We start from the raw sequence: 15,972 nt of genomic DNA, 5'->3' as shown, positions 1-15,972 counted from the left end.
AGGGGCGGCAATGCGGCAGAAGATGCGCGCCGGGTCGCTGGATCAGCGGGTCGCGGTTCAGCGGGAAACGCGGGTCGCGGACGGCTATGGCGGCGCGGCGGTCAGCTGGTCGACGCAGGCGACGGTCTGGGCGCGGGTCGAGGCGGTGCGCGGCCAGGAGCGTGTGATCGCCGACCAGGACCGCGGCGTCGTCGGCTACCGGATCACGGCGCGGAATGCGGGGGTCTGGGCCGGTGTGACGGCGGCGGACCGGCTGGTCTGGGCCGGCGTCGTCCTGAATGTCCGGGGGGCGCCGGCGGCAGGCCGCGCCGCATACCGGACGATCGAGGCGGAAAGCGGGGTGAACACCTGATGGCGGTGATCGGCGCGCGTGAGGCGGCGGCACGGATCCGGGCGATCCCGGCGACCGTGCGGGCGGAAATCCAGGAGGCGGTGGAACAGGTCGCCGACCAGATCCTGATCGACATGAAGGGCCTGGTGCCGCGCGATTCCGCGGCGCTGGCGGCGGCGCTGACCAAGGCGGCGATCGAGGGCGGTCTGGGCTACCGGATCGGCCTGCCGACCGAGGCCCTGGCGCGGAAGTTCTTTTATGCCCGGTTCCTGGAGGAAGGCACAAAGGGCGGCCTGGTCAGTTTCCGCAGGGCCGGATCGGCGGTGCCGCATACGATGCGCGTCCCGGCGCGGGCGCGGCGGCCGTTCATGGAACCGGCCCTGGATGCCGGCAAGCGCGACCTGGTCGCGGCGATCGGCCGGGCCGTGAATGACGGCATGAGGCGCGCCCGATGAGCGTGGTGGAAACCGGTCTGGCCGTACAGAAGGCGGTCTATCAGGCGATCGCGGCGGCGGTTGCCGGCCTGTCCCCGGTGCCGGGCGTCTATGACGACGTGCCGGACGGTGCCGACCTGCCCTATGTCACGCTGGACATGCAGGATACCCAGCCGATGGACGGGCTGACGGCGCGGCGTGACGAGATCCGGTATTACGCGACCGTCTGGTCCGATTATGCCGGGGCGAAACAGGTCAACGAAATCCTGGCGGCGATCCGCCCGGCGCTGCATGAGGTGCGACTGACGCTGGAGGCGGGGACGATGATCGGCTGTTCCGTCCTGCGGATGCGGACGGCGCGCGACGTCGACGACAAGACGTATCAGGGGCTGTTCACCCTGCGGATCAGAGTGTTCCGCGGGGACGCGTAACCGGTTCATTCAAACACAAGGAGAGAGACATGTCCGACGTGCAAACCGCGTCCGGGTGGAAGATCTATATCGGCGCCGAAGACGCCGACAATTCGGTCGACACCCAGGCGGAATACGAGGCCGAAAGCTGGACCCAGATCGGCAAGGTCGAGGATCTGGGCGAATTCGGGGACCAGTGGGAAACTACGACCTTCAACAGTCTGGAGGATGCCCGCCGGAACAAGCTGAAGACCGTCAAGGACGGCGGCGACCTGAATCTGGTCGTCGGCTTCGTGCCCGGCGATTCCGGCCAGGTCGCGCTGGCGACCGCCGAGGATTCCTATAACAACTATCCGTTCAAGATCACCGCGAACGATGCCAGTTCCGGATCGCCGTCCAGCCCGACGACCTTCTATTTCCGGGCGCGGGTCACGTCGAACCGGATCGCCGCGGGCGCGGTCGACAATGTCGTCCGGCGCAATGTGACGCTGGCGATCAACAGCGATCAGATCCAGGTTGCGGCGGTCTGACATGGCGGGCAGGAGCAAGAAGGCGGGCGGCCTGACGGACGCGCCGATCCATGTCGAAATCGGCGGGCAGGGCTACGACCTGGAGGTCACCCTGGCCGCCGTGCGCACGATCTGCCGTCTGTTCGGCGGCGTCCGCCCGGCCTTCCGTCAGGTCCAGGACATCAACGTGTCGACCATGGCGGGCGTCATCCTGGCCGGGTCCGGCACGGTGCTGAAGGATCAGGCCGCGCTGGACGCATTCGAGACCGCGGTCCTGAAAGGCGATCTGGCGCAGATCGGCGGCGCCTGTACCGATTTCCTGGCGCAGGTCCTGGCCGGCGGGATCGCCGCGCCGGGGGATGAGGCAGGAGACGGCCGGCCGGGAAAGGGCTGACCCTCGAGGACCACTGGGATCAGCTGTATCGGATGGCGACGGGCTGGCTGGGCTGGTCCGACGCCGAGGCGCTGACGACGCCGGTGCCGCGGATCCTGCTGGCCGTCGAGGGGCGGACGGAATGGGCGCGGCTGACGAACCCGTTCGGGTCGGAGAAACCGTCCCATGGCGGCATCGCCGGGGCCCGACTGACATCCGCCGGCACCGTCGATCTGAGCGGCTGGACACCGCCAAGCCCGGCGGAACTGGATGCGAAGATCCGCGGCCGGTTCGGTTAGGGTTTGCGGAGGCGGACGCCGGGGCCTTCGCCGTTCTCGTCGATGAAGATGACGCCCGCATTTTCCAGGGCAAGCCGGATCACATTCAGAGTCGACTGGTTCACCTTATCGCCTTTCTCAAGTCTGGCGATGGTGTTGCGACTGACACCAGTCTCATGACTGAGTCTGTCGATTGTCCAGTTCAGGGCTGCGCGCCCCATGCGTGATTGTTCAGGCACCATGTTGTGCATAATGCGCCATGTAATGCTTGACGGCAAATGTATAAACGCATTAAATAGTGCGAAATGCACTATGGAGGCTGCGATGAGCACGCGATTTAACTCTGACCCGCTGTCGTCCGTCCGGGAGTTGAGCAACCGGGACCTGAAGAACCTGTATCAGGGCGCGCGGCTGATCGATTCCGTGATGGACGGTCTGCTGTGTCAGCCCCGCTTCGATTTCGGCACCGCCGTCCGTGGGCGCCTGGAGGTCCTGCAGGAAGGTCTGGAGGCCGAAGCCGAACAGGCCGCCGAGGAAGCCGTGACACGCGGCCGGGCCGGTCTGGCGGATGAGGATATCTGGGACATGTTGTTGCAGCACGCGGTCTATGCCCCCGACTTCCGGTCGGAACTGGTCGCGCTGATCGCGAAGGAGAAAGCCTGATGGGTGCGATTTCGATTTTCGAGTTCGAAGGGAACGCTGTGCGCAGCGTGATGGACGAATCCGGCGATCCGTGGTGGGTCGGCAAGGATGTCTGCCGCTGCCTGGAAATCGTCAACAGCAATCATGCCATTTCGCGACTGGACGATGACGAGAAAAGAGATGGGGTCGCTATTAGCGACCCCATCGGTCGACAGCAGAAAGTCGTCGTAATTAACGAACCGGGCCTGTACACGCTGATCATGCGCGGGCGGACCGAGGCGGCGAAACGGTTCCGCCGCTGGGTGACGCACGACATGCTGCCCGCGCTGCGGCGCGACGGGTTCTATGCCCTGCCGGGCGCGGAGCCGGACGATTGGGACATGGACGACGTTCCGGATTATCTGCCGCCGCGCGATATTTCGGCCTGGGTCCATGCGGTGAACGCGGCGGGCCGCTGGTTCGGACCGTCCGCGGCGCGGGCGGCATGGGACCGGTCGCCCCTGCCGTCTATCTATCGCGCCGGTCAGGCGCCGAAACCGAAGCGATCGGCCAAGGCCGGGGAAGCGGCGCTGCGGCATCTGCTGTCGGCGCGGCCCGGCCGCTGGCCGGAAATGACCGTTGCCGACTGTATCGGTCTGGGCAAGGCACAGCCGGACGTTACGGCGGAACTGGCCCGGATGGGTATGATCGTCTCGCCGCCGGATCACCCGGAAATGCTGGCGGTCGCGGTGGATCATCCCGGTCTGCAGCACCTGTTCCGGGTGTTGACGACCTGCGACAACTACGCCGCCGATCTGCGCGCGGTCGCCGGGGCGGGGATTCCCGCGGACGGCTTCAGCTTCGCGGGGCGCACCTATCGGTCTGTTCTGGTGCCGTTGGATGCGATCCAGCGAATCGCGGGCACGCTGGCAGAAGACTAACCCTTACCCTCCACAACCGCCGATCAGGCCATCCCGCATCGCCAGCGATGCGGGATGGTCCGGCTGTTTCTGAAAGAGAATGTCAATGGTCGAACAAGTCGGCTTTGCGGTCACGATCGAGGCGCATCTGGACCGGTTCGACCGGGAGATGCGGGATGCCGGGCGTGTCGTCGAGACGACGGCGGCCGGGATGGACAGGTCGACGAAACGCGCGGCGCGGTCGTTCGATGCCCTGGAGGCGGCCCTGGACCCGGTCGCGCGGGCGACCCGGCGTTACGAACGCGATGTCGAGCGGGTGAAGCGGGCCCTGGATTCCGGCGCCGTGTCCCAGGAACGGGCTGCCAATGTCCTGCAGCGCCTGCATCAGCAGTATACGCGGGCGACGACCGTGAACGACAATTTCGGCGCCGCCACCGGTCGCACCGCCATAATGTCCGGACGCATGGGCAACGCGGTACAACAGGCGGGTTTTCAGGTCGGTGACTTTGCGGTCCAGGTGTCGAGCGGGCAGAACCCGCTGCGGGCCTTCATTCAGCAAGGCACACAGATGATCTCGATGTTCGGGCCTTGGGGCGCGGTGATCGGTGCCGGTGGCGCGGTGATCGGTGCGCTGGCCATGTCGTTCATCGGTGCGAACGACGAGGTCGAGAAGACAACCGACAGCATCGACGAGTTTTCCCTTGCGACCGAGAACATGGCGCGCCTGGTCGGTGGGGGAGAGCAAAGTCTGGATGGGCTGACCGAAGCTTACCGCCGCCTTTCCATGGCGCAGCGGGACGTTGAGCGCACGGCCCTGGCAACCCAACGCGACACGTTCGAAAGTCAATTGGAGTCCGCCGCGCGGGCCAGCCGCAGTACGATTGGCGGGATACTGCCGACGGCACTGGGTAGCTATCAGGAAGAGTTCCGCGAGGCGCGGGAGGCGCTGCTGCAGATCAAGGACGTGGCGCGGGATCGCGCGCAGATCGTCGAGAATGTTCGGGCGGCCATCGAAGCGCTGCGCGAGGCGGGGCGTATCGAAGAAGCACAGCAACTGCTGACAAACCTCCGCGACTTCGAAAAGGCAAGCCAGGCCCTGGATCATATCGACGGGCGTATGGCCACCCTGAGCCGGTCCGCGCAGGGGCTGATCATCCCGGAAAACTCCCTGCTCTCGGGCAACAGGTCCGCCGCAAACGACCTGTATTTCCAGGACGTGCAGGCGAATGTCGATGCGACGCGCGACCGGATCGCGAAGCTGAAGGAAGACATCGTCGATCTGGATGCGGAATGGGATCGTGTCCGCAACATCATGGCGTCGACACAGGGCCAGAATTCCCTGACGACCGGGGAGGCCTCGGCGGCGTCGCAGGCTGTCTTCGACCGGGCGAACGCCCAGGCGGCGGCCGTGCTGGAACGGCGGGAGGCGGCGCAGAAGGAACTGAACCGCCAGACCGCGATTGCCAACAATCTGCTGGCCCAGTCGGTAACGCCGATGGAACAGCACCGCGACGCCCTGGAGGCGATCGCGGCGGCGGAGGCGGCCGGGACGATCACGACCGAACAGGCCACGGCGGCGCGGCTGCAGGCGATGAACGTGTTCATGGAATCCGATCCGGTGCTGAGTTCGGTTCAGTCCGGCCTGCGCGATGTCGGCCGGTCGATGATCGATCTGGGCGACGATGCCGGGTCGATGGGCGACCGGGTCGCCGCGGCCTTCGAGCGGATGGCGGAACGCATTCTGCAGGCGGCCTTCGAACTGGAGGTCGTCAATCCGATCATCAACAGCCTGTTCGGCGCCGGCTATCAGACGTCTTCCGGTTTCGGGGGCGGTTTCGGCGGAGGCGGCGGTGGCGGCATTTTCGGATCGCTGATCGGCGCGGCGGCCAGCTTTTTCGGAGGCGGGGGTTACACGACCACTTCGGTCGGCACCATCCATAGCGGCGGCCTGGCGGGCGGGGCGCGCGGCATCACCCGCGATGTCAGCCCGGCCGTGTTTTTCGGCGCCGGGCGGTATCATGACGGCGGCATTCCCGGCCTGCGCGGCAATGAGGTCCCGGCGATCCTGGAGGATGACGAGGAAGTCCTGACCGTCCGCGATCCGCGGCACCGGTTCAACCTGGGCATGCCAGCGAACGACCGGGCGTCCGGCCCGGTCTTCAACATCGATGCGCGCGGCGCGGATCGCGAGGGCATGGCGCGCCTGGAGGCGACGATCCGCGAACTGAACGGCCGGATCAACCAGGTCGACCGGTCGATCGAGGCCCGCGCGGTCGAGGCGAACGTATCCGCCCGGCAACGTGAACCGGGCCTGTTCGGAAGGGTGCGCTGACATGGTGTCCTATTCCTATCCGCTGACCGCGCCGTCCGTATCCCCGGAGCGGGTCGTCATCGGGCTTGAAAGCCGGGTCGCCGTTGGCGTGTCCGAATTCACCTTTGCCGAAGATGTTCAGGTCCATCCCGGCCGGCGTCTGATGCTTGAAATCCGCTGGCCGCCGCTGCAGGACGTCGCGGACATCCGGGCGATGGAACAGTTCCTGCTGCGCCTGAACGGCATGGAGGGGACGTTCCTTTATGGCGAGCCGCGCCGGACGGCGCCGGCGGGCAACTACGATTCCGGTCTGGATACGCCGGTCTGTGACACGGCGGGATCCCCGGCGCCGAACAACAAGGGCGACCGCGTCCTGTATACCCGCGGCTGGCGGAACAGCGGCACGAATCTGCTGCTGCCCGGCGACGTGCTGCAGCTGGGGTCCGGGGCCACGACATCGCTGCAGAAGGTCATGACGGCGGTCGACAGCGACGGGTCGGGGGATGCGGCAATCGACATCTGGCCCGGTCTGCGGCGGCAGCCGTCCGACGGGTCGGCGATCGTGCTGACGAATCCCGTCGGCCTGTGGCGTCAGGCGACGAACCGTCAGGGTTGGGCCCATGAGCCCGGGGATCTGCGAACCGGGTTCCGGCTGACCGCGGTCGAGGCGGGCATTCAATGACCCGGAACTGGAGCGCGGCCGCGCTGGCGCAGGCGGATACCGGGCGCTATACGCCGGTCATTCTGGTCGATGCGGAATTCGAGGATTCCGCCGGCAATGCCGCGACCCTGTCCCTGTTCACGGGCATCGGGACACTGACGATCGGGGGTACGACCTATACGGGCGCGGGCGATCTGTTGAGGATCGAGGGGATCGAGGAAATCAACCGACTGGCGGCGCGCGGTGTGACGGTTTCCCTGAACGGCATCGGCGTGTCGGAGGTCAATGGCGCGGGCGACAGCATCCTGGATCTGGCGTATCGCACCGAATACCAGAACCGGCCCTGCACCGTGTCCCTGGCCCTGCTGGATCCGGACACGCAGCAACCCATCGGTGACCCGGAACCCTGGTTCGTCGGCACGATGGACGTCATGACGCCGGAGGAAGACGGCGAGAACGCGACGATCACGATGACCGTCGAGAACGCCCAGATCGCGCTGGAACGGCCTGTCGGGCGAACCTATACCGCGGAAGACCAGAAGGAACGTTATAGCGGCGACACGTTTTTCGACCACGTTTCGACCCTGCAGAATCTGGAAATCGACCTTGACTGATCCGATCCGACTGCGCCGCCGTCCCGGTTGGGAAGTGGCGCTGCCCGACTTTCTGAAGGCCGCCGAGGGGCGGCCTTTCTGCTGGGGACAGAACGATTGCGTTCTGTTCCTGGCCGACTGGACGGCGATCCTGACCGGCCAGGACTTCGCCGCACGGCACCGCGGCAAGTACAAGACGGCGCGCGGTGCGGCGGGCGTCCTGAAGCGGATGGGCGCTGCGGATCCGGCCGGGCTGATCGACCTGCATGTGCCCCGGCATGAGGCGGTCCTGCTGGCGCGGCGCGGTGATGCCGCTGCGGTGCCGGCGGCCGCGGATTGCGCGCTGTGTGTCGGCATCGTCGATGACAGCGGCAGCAAGGTCGCGGTCGTGGCCGAGGCGGGGCTGGCCCGCTATCCCCTGACATCCGCAAAAGTGGCCTGGAGGATCGGCTGATGCCGCAGGCAATTCCGATCATCGTCGCCGTCGCCGCAAAGTATTTCGCCAGCTATGCCGTCGCTTCCCTGGTCGCGACGGCCGTCAGTGCGATCGCGTCCTATGCGATGCAATCCGCCATGGCATCGAAGTCCGGGCGCGGCGATGGCACGGGCGTTGGGTTCGGGGCGGCGGCATCCAACCGCACGCAGACCATCCGCCAGCCGGTCGTCGCGCGGCGGAAGGCGTCGGGGACGGTGATCCTGGGGACGGTTCTGACCTATTACGCGCAGACGGAAAACAAGAAGTACCATCATCTGGTCCTGACCGTCTGCGACGGACCGGTCAGCGGATTCGGCACGGTCTGGCTGAACGACGAGCCGATCAACCCGGAGGATATCGACGGCGACGGGGTGGTGACGCGCGGCCGTTTCGCGGACAAGGTCCGGATCAAGTTTCACACCGGCGCGACCGACCAGGCGGCGGATGCGGATCTGATCGCCGAGGTCGCCGACCTGGACTCGTCCTTCCGGGGCCGCGGGATTGCCTATATCTATCTGCGCGTCCAGTGGAACAGCACGATCCTGCCGTCCGGCCTGCCGTCGGTGCGGGTCGCCGTGCGCGGATCGGTCGAAGATCCCCGCACCGCATCGACCGGGTACAGTGACACCGCGGCGCTGATCTGGCGGGACTATATCGCCGATTCGACGCTGGGTCTCGGTGTGCATGGCGCGACGGTCGCGCGGATCGAATCCGATGCGCTGATCGCCGCGGCCAATATCTGCGACGAGATCGTCGACACGAATGACAAGGATGCGACGGTCGAGGCGGTCGACACCGCCGGCGACAGCCTGGCGCTGACGGACGATCGGGTGCCGTTCTTTACCGGCGACCGCGCCGAACCGGTGACGACGGGAACGCTTCCCGCAGGCCTGTCGGTCGCGACGGATTACTATGTGATCGTCGTCAATCATGCCCGTGCCTCGGCGGACAGCCCGGTCCGGATCCAGCTGGCGACCAGCCTGGCCAATGCCAGGGCAGGGACAGCCGTCACGATCAGCGATGCGGGCACCGGGACGCATACGATCCGGAAGACCGGCGAACCGCGTTACCGGGCGTCAGGCATGATCGATACCGAACGCACGCCATACGAAATCCAGGACGATCTGCTGACGGCGATGGTCGGTGTCGCGACCTATAGCGGCGGCAAATGGCGCCTGCTGCCCGGCGCCTATCGGGCTGGGACGGTGGAGATCGACGAGGACGATCTGCGCGGCACGCTGCGCGGACCGACGCGCTATTCCCGGCGGGAGGCCTTCAACGGCTGCAAGGGCCTGTATGCGTCGCCGTTCAACGATGGCGAGCCGAACGAATATCCGGTCGTCGTGTCGTCGGCCCTGGAGGCGGTCGACAATGACGAACGGATCTTCGACAAGTTCGATCAACCGATGTGCATTTCGCCCCTGCAGGCGCAGCGCTGTGCCGCGCAGCGTCTGAAACGCTATCGGACCGGGGAAATCCGGATCGAATGCCGCGTCAGTTTCGCAAAGGGCATGCGGATCCGCGCCGGGGAAACGGTGCTGTTCAGCAATACGCGGCGCGGCTGGGTGCAGCGGCCGATGACGGTCGAGGCGCATGCGCTGGATGTCCAGGAACAGGAAGACGGCACGCCCTATCTGGCGTTTCGCCTGCTGCTGGCGTCGACCCTGTCGACGGATTTCGATTTCGATCCGGCGACGGAAGAAACGGACGTGTCGCCGTCGGCGCGCCTGACCGGGTCCGGCGTGTTCGATGTCGATACGCCGACCCTGGGCACGATCGCCAGCGGTACGGATCACCTGTTCGTCAAGAAGGACGGCACCGTCGTCAGCCGGATCCACGTGCCCTGGACATCGATTACCGACGAGATCGTCCGCAATGGCGGCGCGGTGGAGGTCCGGTTCCGTCAGACCGGCGAGGCGGATACCGCCTGGCTGATCCGGCGGCAGGACGATCCGTCGCTGGATTTCGTCTATCTGGATCCGGTCGAGGACGATGTGTCCTATGACATCCAGATCCGCGCGGTGAACGGTCTGGGCGTGGCGTCGGACTGGTCGTCGACATCGACGCATACGGTGGTCGGCAAGACGGCGGCGCCGTCGAACGTCACCGGGTTCACGGTGCAGCAGAACGGCGCGGCCTGTGTCTTCAAATGGGATGCGATATCCGACGCGGACCGCGCGGGATACGCCATCCGCTACAAGGCGCAGGGCAGCTTTGTCTGGGCGGATGCGACGCCGGTGTCGGAGGAACTGATCGCGCGGGGCACGACGATTTCGACCTTCCTGATCCCGCCCGGCGACTGGACCTTCGGGATCAAGGCTTATGACACGTCCGGCAATCAGAGCGGCACGGCCGCGACCTTCAATCTGACCGTCAGTAATTCGAACGATGTCGTCTTCAGCCAGGCGCAGGCCCCCTACTGGTCCGGGACCCTGGACGGGTTCGTCAAGCACTGGACCGGCGTCCTGGTTCCGGATTCCCAGAACCTGGCCAGCGCCGACGGATGGGAGACCTTCGACGAATTCGTGCCGTCGCCGGTCGCGACCTGCCGCTATACCGCGCCGGTCGAGGATCTGGGTTTCGATGCCGACGGCGTGCGCGTCTGGGCGGAGATCGACAGCGTGCTGGGCCCGGGCGAGACCGGCGGCGTGGCGGATCCGGTCCTGTCGATCGACACGCGCGACGACGCGGATGCCTTCGACGGATTCGAGACCTGGACGGTCGGGACCGCCGATTTCCGGCATATCAAGGGCCGGATCACGGTCGACACGTCGAAGGGCCTGCCGGTCGTGCGGGACTTCACGCTGGTCTGCGACGTCCAGGAGCGCACGGAAAGCGGCAGCGACGAGACGGCGGCGGTGAGCGGCACGGCGGTGACTTTCGCGCAGCGGTTCCACACGAAACCGGCGGTGCATCTGACCGCGGACGGGGACGACCGGATCGCCATGAAATCCGCCGTCACGGTCACGGGATTCACGGCCAAGGTCTATGACACGGCCGGCAACGATGTCGGCGGCACCTTCGACTGGACCGCCACGGGCGCATAGGAGACACGCATGACTGTTGCAACACCGCTGCAGCCGAATTTCACGACCCAGAGCGCCAGCGATTACAAGCGCGCGATCGATGCGACGGCCGCGGCCGGCTGGCGGATCGCGACCTGGTTTGCAGCGCATGAGAACAACGCCGGCAGCCCGGCGACGGCGGACATGACGGTCCGGCTGGAGGCTGGATTCGTGGAGACGTCGTCCGGCCTGACCGAGGTCGCGGCGCAGTCGACCGGGACGTTCACAGCACCGGTGTCGAATCCGCGCAAGGACCTGGTCGTCGTGGATGCGGCCGACGGCACGGTGTCGGTGATCACCGGCAGCGAGGCGGCGAGCCCGGCCTATCCGGCGCTGACCGCCGGCAAGATCCCGATCGCCGGAGTGACGCTGGCCACGTCGACGACGGCAATCACGAATGACCTGATCGAGGATCTGCGCGGCCTGTCGCTGGCGCCGGCGACGACCGACGAGATGGAGGCCGGATCCGAAACCGAACTGCGCGCCATGTCGCCGGCGGGCGTCGCGGCCGCCATCGCCGCCTTGGCCTCCGGCGAAGACCAGACCGCGCGCGACATGGCAACGATCAATGCCTGGGAGATCGCGCGGATCGACGGGCTGTCCAATCTGGGAATGGTCAACACCTATATCGACGTGTTCACCGACGAGACCGGCATTTCCGCGGGCAGCAGCACAAACGAATACTACAATGACGCCGGCGACTACTATATCGGTGCTTCGCTGGCATCCGAGGCCAGCGTGACGCTGGACAAGAACCAGACGTCGATCGGCGATTCGACCTATGCCCAGGTGATCGCCGCGGCGGCCCTGTCGAATGCAGGATCCGGCGTGCGCGTCACGTTCGAAGCGGCGTCGACGCAGAATCTGAACATATCAAAGGCCTATATCGGCGAGCAGGCGTCGTCGGGCGACGCCTGGGATATCGAAACGGGCACGATCACGCAGCTGACCTTCGGCGGCGGCAACGCCAACACGACAATCACGTCGGGCAATACGGGCGACACGGATGAGGTCGCATTCACGGTCGATCCGGCAAAAAGCTATGTGATCAAGTTCTATGTCCAGTCGACCGGTTCAATGGGCATTCGCGCCAAGGCGTCGGTCACCAACTGGACCGGCTACAAAAAGACCGGCGATTCCGCGGCGTCCGAAAACGACGGCGGGTTCTCCGCCTCCGACAACGCCGTCGGCGTCAAGGACCTGTCGCTGCTGGTCGTGTCGAACCTGACGCTTGTGTCGGCTTCGGTGACGGCGTCGTCCGCGCCGGCCAGCCTGCGGGTCCTGGCGGATATCGAGGAAATGGAGGCCGCGACAGAGAACACGGATTTCGTCGCCTCGGTCAGCCGCGACGGCGGCAGCACCTGGACGGCGGCGACGCTGTCGGCGATCAGCGGCGACACGGCCGGCCGTGCCGTCTATGCCGCGACGGTCGATGTCAGCGGCCAGCCGAGCGGCACCGATGTCCGCTGGCGTCTGGTCACGTCAAACACCAAGGACATACGCCTGCACCGCATCGGCCTGCAGGCCGATGTTGCACTGACCGTTTAGGAGGCGCGCCCCATGCCCTATATCGAGGAAGACCGCGGCCTGCCCCCGGCGGCCCGGATCAGCAAGGACGCCGAACGGCGGATCGCGACCGGCATCCTGGTCGACGGCAAGCCGTTTCGCTGCGACGAGACATCGGCACAACGGATCTGGCAGTGCCTGTCGGCGTTTCAGGACGGGCTGGTCCCGCCCGGCGGGACGTCCTTCCGCACCGCGGCCGGCGATGTCTTTACCCTGACCACCCAGGCGCAGGCGCAGGCGATCTTTGACGCGCAGCGCCGCTATATCGCGGCCGTGCTGTCGGCCAGCGCGGCGCTGCAGACCGGCCAGTCCGGCGTCGACTGGCCCGACCGCATTTCGATCACGCTGGACTGATGGGCGACCTGACGGTTCCCGGCGAGATCGTGGTCGCGGTGGGGACCGCCTTTGTCGGCCTGTCGGCGTTCATCAAGTGGCTGGTCGGGCGCCTGTTGCAGGTCGTCGAACGCAATACGGAAGCGATGACGACCCTGTCGACGGAACTGCGCGCCGGGCGCGACAAGAAGACCTGATTTCATGCGGCTATACGAGGCGATCCTGGACTGGGCAAAATCCCTGACCATCGTCCGTGTCTTTCAAAGCAACCGTGAGGCGCAGCAACAGCTTGAACTGACCCTGAACGGGTGCGGCGCGCCGACGCCGGACGGGGCGGGTCAGATCCGCGATCTGCTGGCCGCGATCGAGGCCGACAGGCCTGCACGACAAAGGAGGCGGCGATGACGCCGATGATTCACGGCGCCTATGCGGTCTGGGCCCTGACCATGCTGCTGGTCGCCGGTCTGGCGTACCGGGTTGCCTGGAAGGAACACGCCGCCGGCTATCACCGCGACCGGTTCTGGTTTGCCATCTTTATCGGCACGTCGGCCCTGGGCTCGTCCATGACCCGGTTCTGGTGGCTGGTCTGGGGGGCGGCCAGGATCGGCGGCGAGGATGTGGTCTGGATGGTCGATCACGTCTTTGTCCTGCTGGCGGCGATGCTCGTCGTGCTGGGCGGGCTGGGTCATGTCCGGACCTTCACGGCCGGGCGCTGGCCGCGCTTCTGGCTGAAATGGTGCGTCTCCATGGCGCTTGTCTTCACTCTGGCGGCCCTGTTCTCCGAACATCTGGGCTAAGGGATACCGACATGTCGAACCTGATCGACCCGGCGCGGATCGTCGCGTCCGGGATCCATCCCGTGCATCTGCGCGATCATGTGATCCGCCCGGTGCTGACCTATCTGGAGCGCAAGACCGGCCGGACCGGCTGGACCGGTCCGGCGCCGGAACGGCTGCTGATCGGTACGGCCCTGGCGGAAAGCCGCGGCGGGCACTGGCTGGTCCAGCTGGGCCGCGGCCCTGCGCGCGGGATATTCCAGATGGAACCGGCGACCCATGACGACATCTGGAAAAACTGGCTCGCCTTCCGACCGAAGGAAGGCGAGGCGGTCGAGGATCTGCGCGCCGTCGTCGTACCGACCGCGCATCTGAAACAGGACGGCGCGTGCCAGGCGGACGAGATGGTCTGGAACCTGGCCTATGCGGCGGCACTGGCGCGGATCCGCTATCGCCGGGTGCCCGACGCTCTGCCGTCCGCGAACGACCTGGACGGTCTCGGCCGGTACTGGAAGCAGCACTACAACACGCCCGCCGGCAAGGGCCGGGCGGAGGAATTCACCGACCTGCTGCGGGCGGCGGTGGATGCGTTCGGGGTCTGACCGGCCCCGGTTTCATCCCTACAACCACGGAAAGGAGGGTCCAGCCATGGACTCGAAACCGTTCTGGGCCTCGAAAACCATCTGGGCCAATGTTCTCAGCCTGATCGCGACGATCGCCACCGTGTTCGGCCTCGATCTCGGCCTGACGCCGGAGGTGCAGGCGACGATCATCGCCGGCGTTGTGTCGATCGTTAATATCGTCCTGCGCGGCGTCACGAAAACCGGGGTGACCGCTGGATCCGGTGATCCCGGCGGCGGCAGGCTGCAGGCGTCGCCCTGGATGTGTTTCGTGGCGATCTTCCTGACCCTGTGGGCCCTGGCGGGCTGTGCCGGGGATGCCGGCACGCGGGCGGTGACGTCCCTGGCCATCGCGTGCGACAGCTACGCGACGGTCCTGCAGCAGCTGACCTTCCTGCGGTCGGAGGGGGCACTGGACGCCGCGGCGATTGCCGCCGTCGATCGGGCGAATGCGATCGCGGACCCGCTGTGCCTGCCCGGCAGTCCGGTCGATCCCGGTTCCGCCGCCGACCAGGTGCGCGGCGTTGTCGAAACACTGAAGGGGTTGAGGACATGACGACAACCACAAAACTCCTGGACTTGGCCCTGCAGGGCCTGGCGGCCGCGACGGAGGCGGCGGACCTGTATGCCCGTGCCGCTAGGGCGGCCAATCAGGGCGACCGAAGCGGCGCGGAGGCCTATCTGGACAGGGCCCGCGCCCGCTATGCCGCGACCCGTGCCGACTGGGACGCCGGCGGCGGCGACTGACCGCCTGCACTCCTGCCAAATCAGACCTGACGCCCCGGCGGTCCCGACGGATCGCCGGGGCCATTTTTCGTGGGACACCCTGTTTCTAAGTGCTTGAAATCATTAGACCCGGATTGCGCCGATCGTGGGACACATGGGCGTTGATTTCATTAGGAAATCGGCGATTACGGTATCTCATCGCCCGCTCCATTTTCTACCCGGAAAATCGATTGACCGACGAAACGTGACTGCGTTTCGCCCTGGAAAATTGTCATCAGGACAATGTTTCGGATTACAGGGTGACATGGCTACGGCAGTATTGCTGACCTAATTGTCAGGATGTCGCCATGTCTCTGGAAACGTTGCTCGCGCTTGCGACTTTTGCCTTCGTGGCGTCCGCCACGCCGGGTCCGAACAACATGATGCTGCTGGCGTCGGGTGTGAATTTCGGGTTTCGCCGGACGATCCCGCACATGATCGGCATTGCCGTCGGCTTCGGGGTGTTGGTGATCTGTGTCGGCATGGGGCTGGGGGCGCTGCTGGTGCAGTTCCCGGTCCTGGAAATGGCGCTCAAGGTGCTGGGCGGCGGCTATCTGCTGTATCTCGCCCTTCGGATCGCCCTGTCGCGCAGCCTGTCTACCGCCAAAACCGCCGCGGCGCGGCCGATGTCCCTGATCGGGGCGGCCCTGTTTCAATGGGTCAATCCCAAGGCATGGATGATGGCTGTCAGTGCCATTGCGATCTATGCCGACAAGCAGGACCCCTTCATCTCCGTCCTGTTCGTTGCCCTGGTCTTCGTCGTCATCAACTTTCCCAGCGTTTCGCTCTGGGCAGGCTTCGGCACGGTCCTGCAGGGGTTCCTGACCGACCCGACGCGCCTGAAATGGTTCAATGTCATCACCGGCATCCTGCTGGCCCTATGCATTGTTCCGATGGTGACGTAGGGCGAAAACGCCCTCCGGTTGATCAC

General features: G+C 66.1%; 23 protein-coding genes. 22 read left to right on the top strand and 1 reads right to left on the bottom strand.

What is annotated here, in order from left to right; all coding sequences use genetic code 11:
- Positions 1-10 precede the first annotated feature (10 nt).
- Genes R8L07_03440 through R8L07_03415 form a run of 6 tightly spaced genes read left to right on the top strand, consistent with a single transcriptional unit; the run spans position 11 to position 2,356 of the window.
- Positions 11-352, top strand: coding sequence for a phage head closure protein (locus R8L07_03440; GenBank protein ID MDW3204573.1), 342 nt, complete (start codon positions 11-13; stop codon positions 350-352).
- Entirely contained in the window at positions 352-786 is a 435-nt protein-coding gene (locus R8L07_03435) for a hypothetical protein (protein MDW3204572.1), read from the top strand. Before R8L07_03440 ends, R8L07_03435 begins: the two co-directional genes overlap by 1 nt.
- Positions 783-1,196, top strand: coding sequence for a DUF3168 domain-containing protein (locus tag R8L07_03430; GenBank protein ID MDW3204571.1), 414 nt, complete (start codon positions 783-785; stop codon positions 1,194-1,196). Before R8L07_03435 ends, R8L07_03430 begins: the two co-directional genes overlap by 4 nt.
- Before the next feature lie 29 nt (positions 1,197-1,225).
- Entirely contained in the window at positions 1,226-1,705 is a 480-nt protein-coding gene (locus R8L07_03425; protein MDW3204570.1) for a phage tail tube protein, read from the top strand.
- Between the two features lies 1 nt (position 1,706).
- Complete coding sequence (locus R8L07_03420) at positions 1,707-2,078, top strand: hypothetical protein (protein ID MDW3204569.1); 372 nt, start codon at positions 1,707-1,709, stop codon at positions 2,076-2,078.
- Between the two features lie 32 nt (positions 2,079-2,110).
- On the top strand, positions 2,111-2,356 hold the full coding sequence (locus R8L07_03415) for a hypothetical protein (GenBank protein ID MDW3204568.1): 246 nt from the start codon (positions 2,111-2,113) through the stop codon (positions 2,354-2,356).
- On the opposite strand, the gene R8L07_03410 is transcribed toward R8L07_03415, so the two are convergent.
- On the bottom strand, positions 2,353-2,667 hold the full coding sequence (locus R8L07_03410) for a helix-turn-helix transcriptional regulator (protein ID MDW3204567.1): 315 nt from the start codon (positions 2,665-2,667) through the stop codon (positions 2,353-2,355). The two genes, R8L07_03415 and R8L07_03410, sit on opposite strands and share 4 nt — an antisense overlap.
- Between R8L07_03410 and R8L07_03405 the strand changes: the two genes are divergently transcribed.
- The 16 genes from R8L07_03405 (at position 2,660) to R8L07_03330 (ending at position 15,946) form a co-directional block, all read left to right on the top strand.
- Complete coding sequence (locus R8L07_03405; GenBank protein MDW3204566.1) at positions 2,660-2,998, top strand: hypothetical protein; 339 nt, start codon at positions 2,660-2,662, stop codon at positions 2,996-2,998. The genes R8L07_03410 and R8L07_03405 overlap by 8 nt on opposite strands.
- Entirely contained in the window at positions 2,998-3,897 is a 900-nt protein-coding gene (locus tag R8L07_03400) for a BRO family protein (protein MDW3204565.1), read from the top strand. Before R8L07_03405 ends, R8L07_03400 begins: the two co-directional genes overlap by 1 nt.
- Positions 3,898-3,982: 85 nt before the next feature.
- Positions 3,983-6,208 (top strand): hypothetical protein, encoded by a 2,226-nt coding sequence (locus R8L07_03395; protein ID MDW3204564.1) that lies wholly within the window; start codon positions 3,983-3,985, stop codon positions 6,206-6,208.
- Position 6,209: 1 nt separating this feature from the next.
- A complete protein-coding gene (locus R8L07_03390) occupies positions 6,210-6,869 on the top strand; it encodes a hypothetical protein (protein MDW3204563.1) in 660 nt (219 codons plus the stop codon).
- Positions 6,866-7,462: a hypothetical protein gene (locus R8L07_03385; GenBank protein MDW3204562.1), complete on the top strand. Its 597-nt coding sequence runs from the start codon at positions 6,866-6,868 to the stop codon at positions 7,460-7,462. The genes R8L07_03390 and R8L07_03385 overlap by 4 nt, the downstream gene beginning before the upstream one ends.
- Positions 7,455-7,895, top strand: a complete 441-nt coding sequence (locus tag R8L07_03380) for a hypothetical protein (GenBank protein ID MDW3204561.1) — start codon at positions 7,455-7,457, stop codon at positions 7,893-7,895. The genes R8L07_03385 and R8L07_03380 overlap by 8 nt, the downstream gene beginning before the upstream one ends.
- Positions 7,895-10,963, top strand: a complete 3,069-nt coding sequence (locus tag R8L07_03375; GenBank protein MDW3204560.1) for a hypothetical protein — start codon at positions 7,895-7,897, stop codon at positions 10,961-10,963. Before R8L07_03380 ends, R8L07_03375 begins: the two co-directional genes overlap by 1 nt.
- Positions 10,964-10,972: 9 nt before the next feature.
- Positions 10,973-12,529, top strand: coding sequence for a hypothetical protein (locus tag R8L07_03370; protein MDW3204559.1), 1,557 nt, complete (start codon positions 10,973-10,975; stop codon positions 12,527-12,529).
- A gap of 12 nt (positions 12,530-12,541) precedes the next feature.
- Complete coding sequence (locus tag R8L07_03365; GenBank protein MDW3204558.1) at positions 12,542-12,901, top strand: hypothetical protein; 360 nt, start codon at positions 12,542-12,544, stop codon at positions 12,899-12,901.
- Complete coding sequence (locus tag R8L07_03360) at positions 12,901-13,077, top strand: hypothetical protein (GenBank protein MDW3204557.1); 177 nt, start codon at positions 12,901-12,903, stop codon at positions 13,075-13,077. Before R8L07_03365 ends, R8L07_03360 begins: the two co-directional genes overlap by 1 nt.
- A 4-nt stretch (positions 13,078-13,081) precedes the next feature.
- Positions 13,082-13,285: a hypothetical protein gene (locus R8L07_03355; protein MDW3204556.1), complete on the top strand. Its 204-nt coding sequence runs from the start codon at positions 13,082-13,084 to the stop codon at positions 13,283-13,285.
- Complete coding sequence (locus tag R8L07_03350; protein MDW3204555.1) at positions 13,282-13,677, top strand: hypothetical protein; 396 nt, start codon at positions 13,282-13,284, stop codon at positions 13,675-13,677. Before R8L07_03355 ends, R8L07_03350 begins: the two co-directional genes overlap by 4 nt.
- A gap of 11 nt (positions 13,678-13,688) precedes the next feature.
- On the top strand, positions 13,689-14,258 hold the full coding sequence (locus R8L07_03345; GenBank protein MDW3204554.1) for a hypothetical protein: 570 nt from the start codon (positions 13,689-13,691) through the stop codon (positions 14,256-14,258).
- A gap of 46 nt (positions 14,259-14,304) precedes the next feature.
- Positions 14,305-14,832, top strand: coding sequence for a hypothetical protein (locus R8L07_03340; GenBank protein ID MDW3204553.1), 528 nt, complete (start codon positions 14,305-14,307; stop codon positions 14,830-14,832).
- The gene (locus R8L07_03335) at positions 14,829-15,023 is read left to right on the top strand and encodes a hypothetical protein (protein ID MDW3204552.1); all 195 of its coding nucleotides are present in this window, start codon (positions 14,829-14,831) and stop codon (positions 15,021-15,023) included. Before R8L07_03340 ends, R8L07_03335 begins: the two co-directional genes overlap by 4 nt.
- Before the next feature lie 326 nt (positions 15,024-15,349).
- Complete coding sequence (locus R8L07_03330) at positions 15,350-15,946, top strand: LysE family translocator (GenBank protein MDW3204551.1); 597 nt, start codon at positions 15,350-15,352, stop codon at positions 15,944-15,946.
- The last annotated feature ends 26 nt before the right edge of the window (positions 15,947-15,972 follow it).

The organism is Alphaproteobacteria bacterium (assembly GCA_033344895.1).
Lineage (GTDB): Bacteria > Pseudomonadota > Alphaproteobacteria > UBA8366 > Aestuariispiraceae > Pacificispira.
The sequence above is the reverse complement of the archived record's forward strand: the minus strand, read 5'-3'. Positions and strand labels throughout refer to the sequence as shown.

Excerpts from the sequence above, each read along its gene's own strand:
- R8L07_03330 (MDW3204551.1), top strand. The coding sequence starts at position 15,350 with ATGTCTCTGGAAACGTTGCTCGCGCTTGCGACTTTTGCCTTCGTGGCG.
- R8L07_03350 (MDW3204555.1), top strand. The coding sequence starts at position 13,282 with ATGACGCCGATGATTCACGGCGCCTATGCGGTCTGGGCCCTGACCATG.
- R8L07_03360 (MDW3204557.1), top strand. The coding sequence starts at position 12,901 with ATGGGCGACCTGACGGTTCCCGGCGAGATCGTGGTCGCGGTGGGGACC.
- R8L07_03390 (MDW3204563.1), top strand. The coding sequence starts at position 6,210 with ATGGTGTCCTATTCCTATCCGCTGACCGCGCCGTCCGTATCCCCGGAG.
- R8L07_03365 (MDW3204558.1), top strand. The coding sequence starts at position 12,542 with ATGCCCTATATCGAGGAAGACCGCGGCCTGCCCCCGGCGGCCCGGATC.
- R8L07_03415 (MDW3204568.1), top strand. The coding sequence starts at position 2,111 with ATGGCGACGGGCTGGCTGGGCTGGTCCGACGCCGAGGCGCTGACGACG.
- R8L07_03420 (MDW3204569.1), top strand. The coding sequence starts at position 1,707 with ATGGCGGGCAGGAGCAAGAAGGCGGGCGGCCTGACGGACGCGCCGATC.
- R8L07_03395 (MDW3204564.1), top strand. The coding sequence starts at position 3,983 with ATGGTCGAACAAGTCGGCTTTGCGGTCACGATCGAGGCGCATCTGGAC.
- R8L07_03370 (MDW3204559.1), top strand. The coding sequence starts at position 10,973 with ATGACTGTTGCAACACCGCTGCAGCCGAATTTCACGACCCAGAGCGCC.
- R8L07_03425 (MDW3204570.1), top strand. The coding sequence starts at position 1,226 with ATGTCCGACGTGCAAACCGCGTCCGGGTGGAAGATCTATATCGGCGCC.
- R8L07_03345 (MDW3204554.1), top strand. The coding sequence starts at position 13,689 with ATGTCGAACCTGATCGACCCGGCGCGGATCGTCGCGTCCGGGATCCAT.
- R8L07_03385 (MDW3204562.1), top strand. The coding sequence starts at position 6,866 with ATGACCCGGAACTGGAGCGCGGCCGCGCTGGCGCAGGCGGATACCGGG.
- R8L07_03340 (MDW3204553.1), top strand. The coding sequence starts at position 14,305 with ATGGACTCGAAACCGTTCTGGGCCTCGAAAACCATCTGGGCCAATGTT.
- R8L07_03435 (MDW3204572.1), top strand. The coding sequence starts at position 352 with ATGGCGGTGATCGGCGCGCGTGAGGCGGCGGCACGGATCCGGGCGATC.
- R8L07_03335 (MDW3204552.1), top strand. The coding sequence starts at position 14,829 with ATGACGACAACCACAAAACTCCTGGACTTGGCCCTGCAGGGCCTGGCG.
- R8L07_03430 (MDW3204571.1), top strand. The coding sequence starts at position 783 with ATGAGCGTGGTGGAAACCGGTCTGGCCGTACAGAAGGCGGTCTATCAG.
- R8L07_03400 (MDW3204565.1), top strand. The coding sequence starts at position 2,998 with ATGGGTGCGATTTCGATTTTCGAGTTCGAAGGGAACGCTGTGCGCAGC.
- R8L07_03355 (MDW3204556.1), top strand. The coding sequence starts at position 13,082 with ATGCGGCTATACGAGGCGATCCTGGACTGGGCAAAATCCCTGACCATC.
- R8L07_03375 (MDW3204560.1), top strand. The coding sequence starts at position 7,895 with ATGCCGCAGGCAATTCCGATCATCGTCGCCGTCGCCGCAAAGTATTTC.
- R8L07_03405 (MDW3204566.1), top strand. The coding sequence starts at position 2,660 with ATGAGCACGCGATTTAACTCTGACCCGCTGTCGTCCGTCCGGGAGTTG.
- R8L07_03440 (MDW3204573.1), top strand. The coding sequence starts at position 11 with ATGCGGCAGAAGATGCGCGCCGGGTCGCTGGATCAGCGGGTCGCGGTT.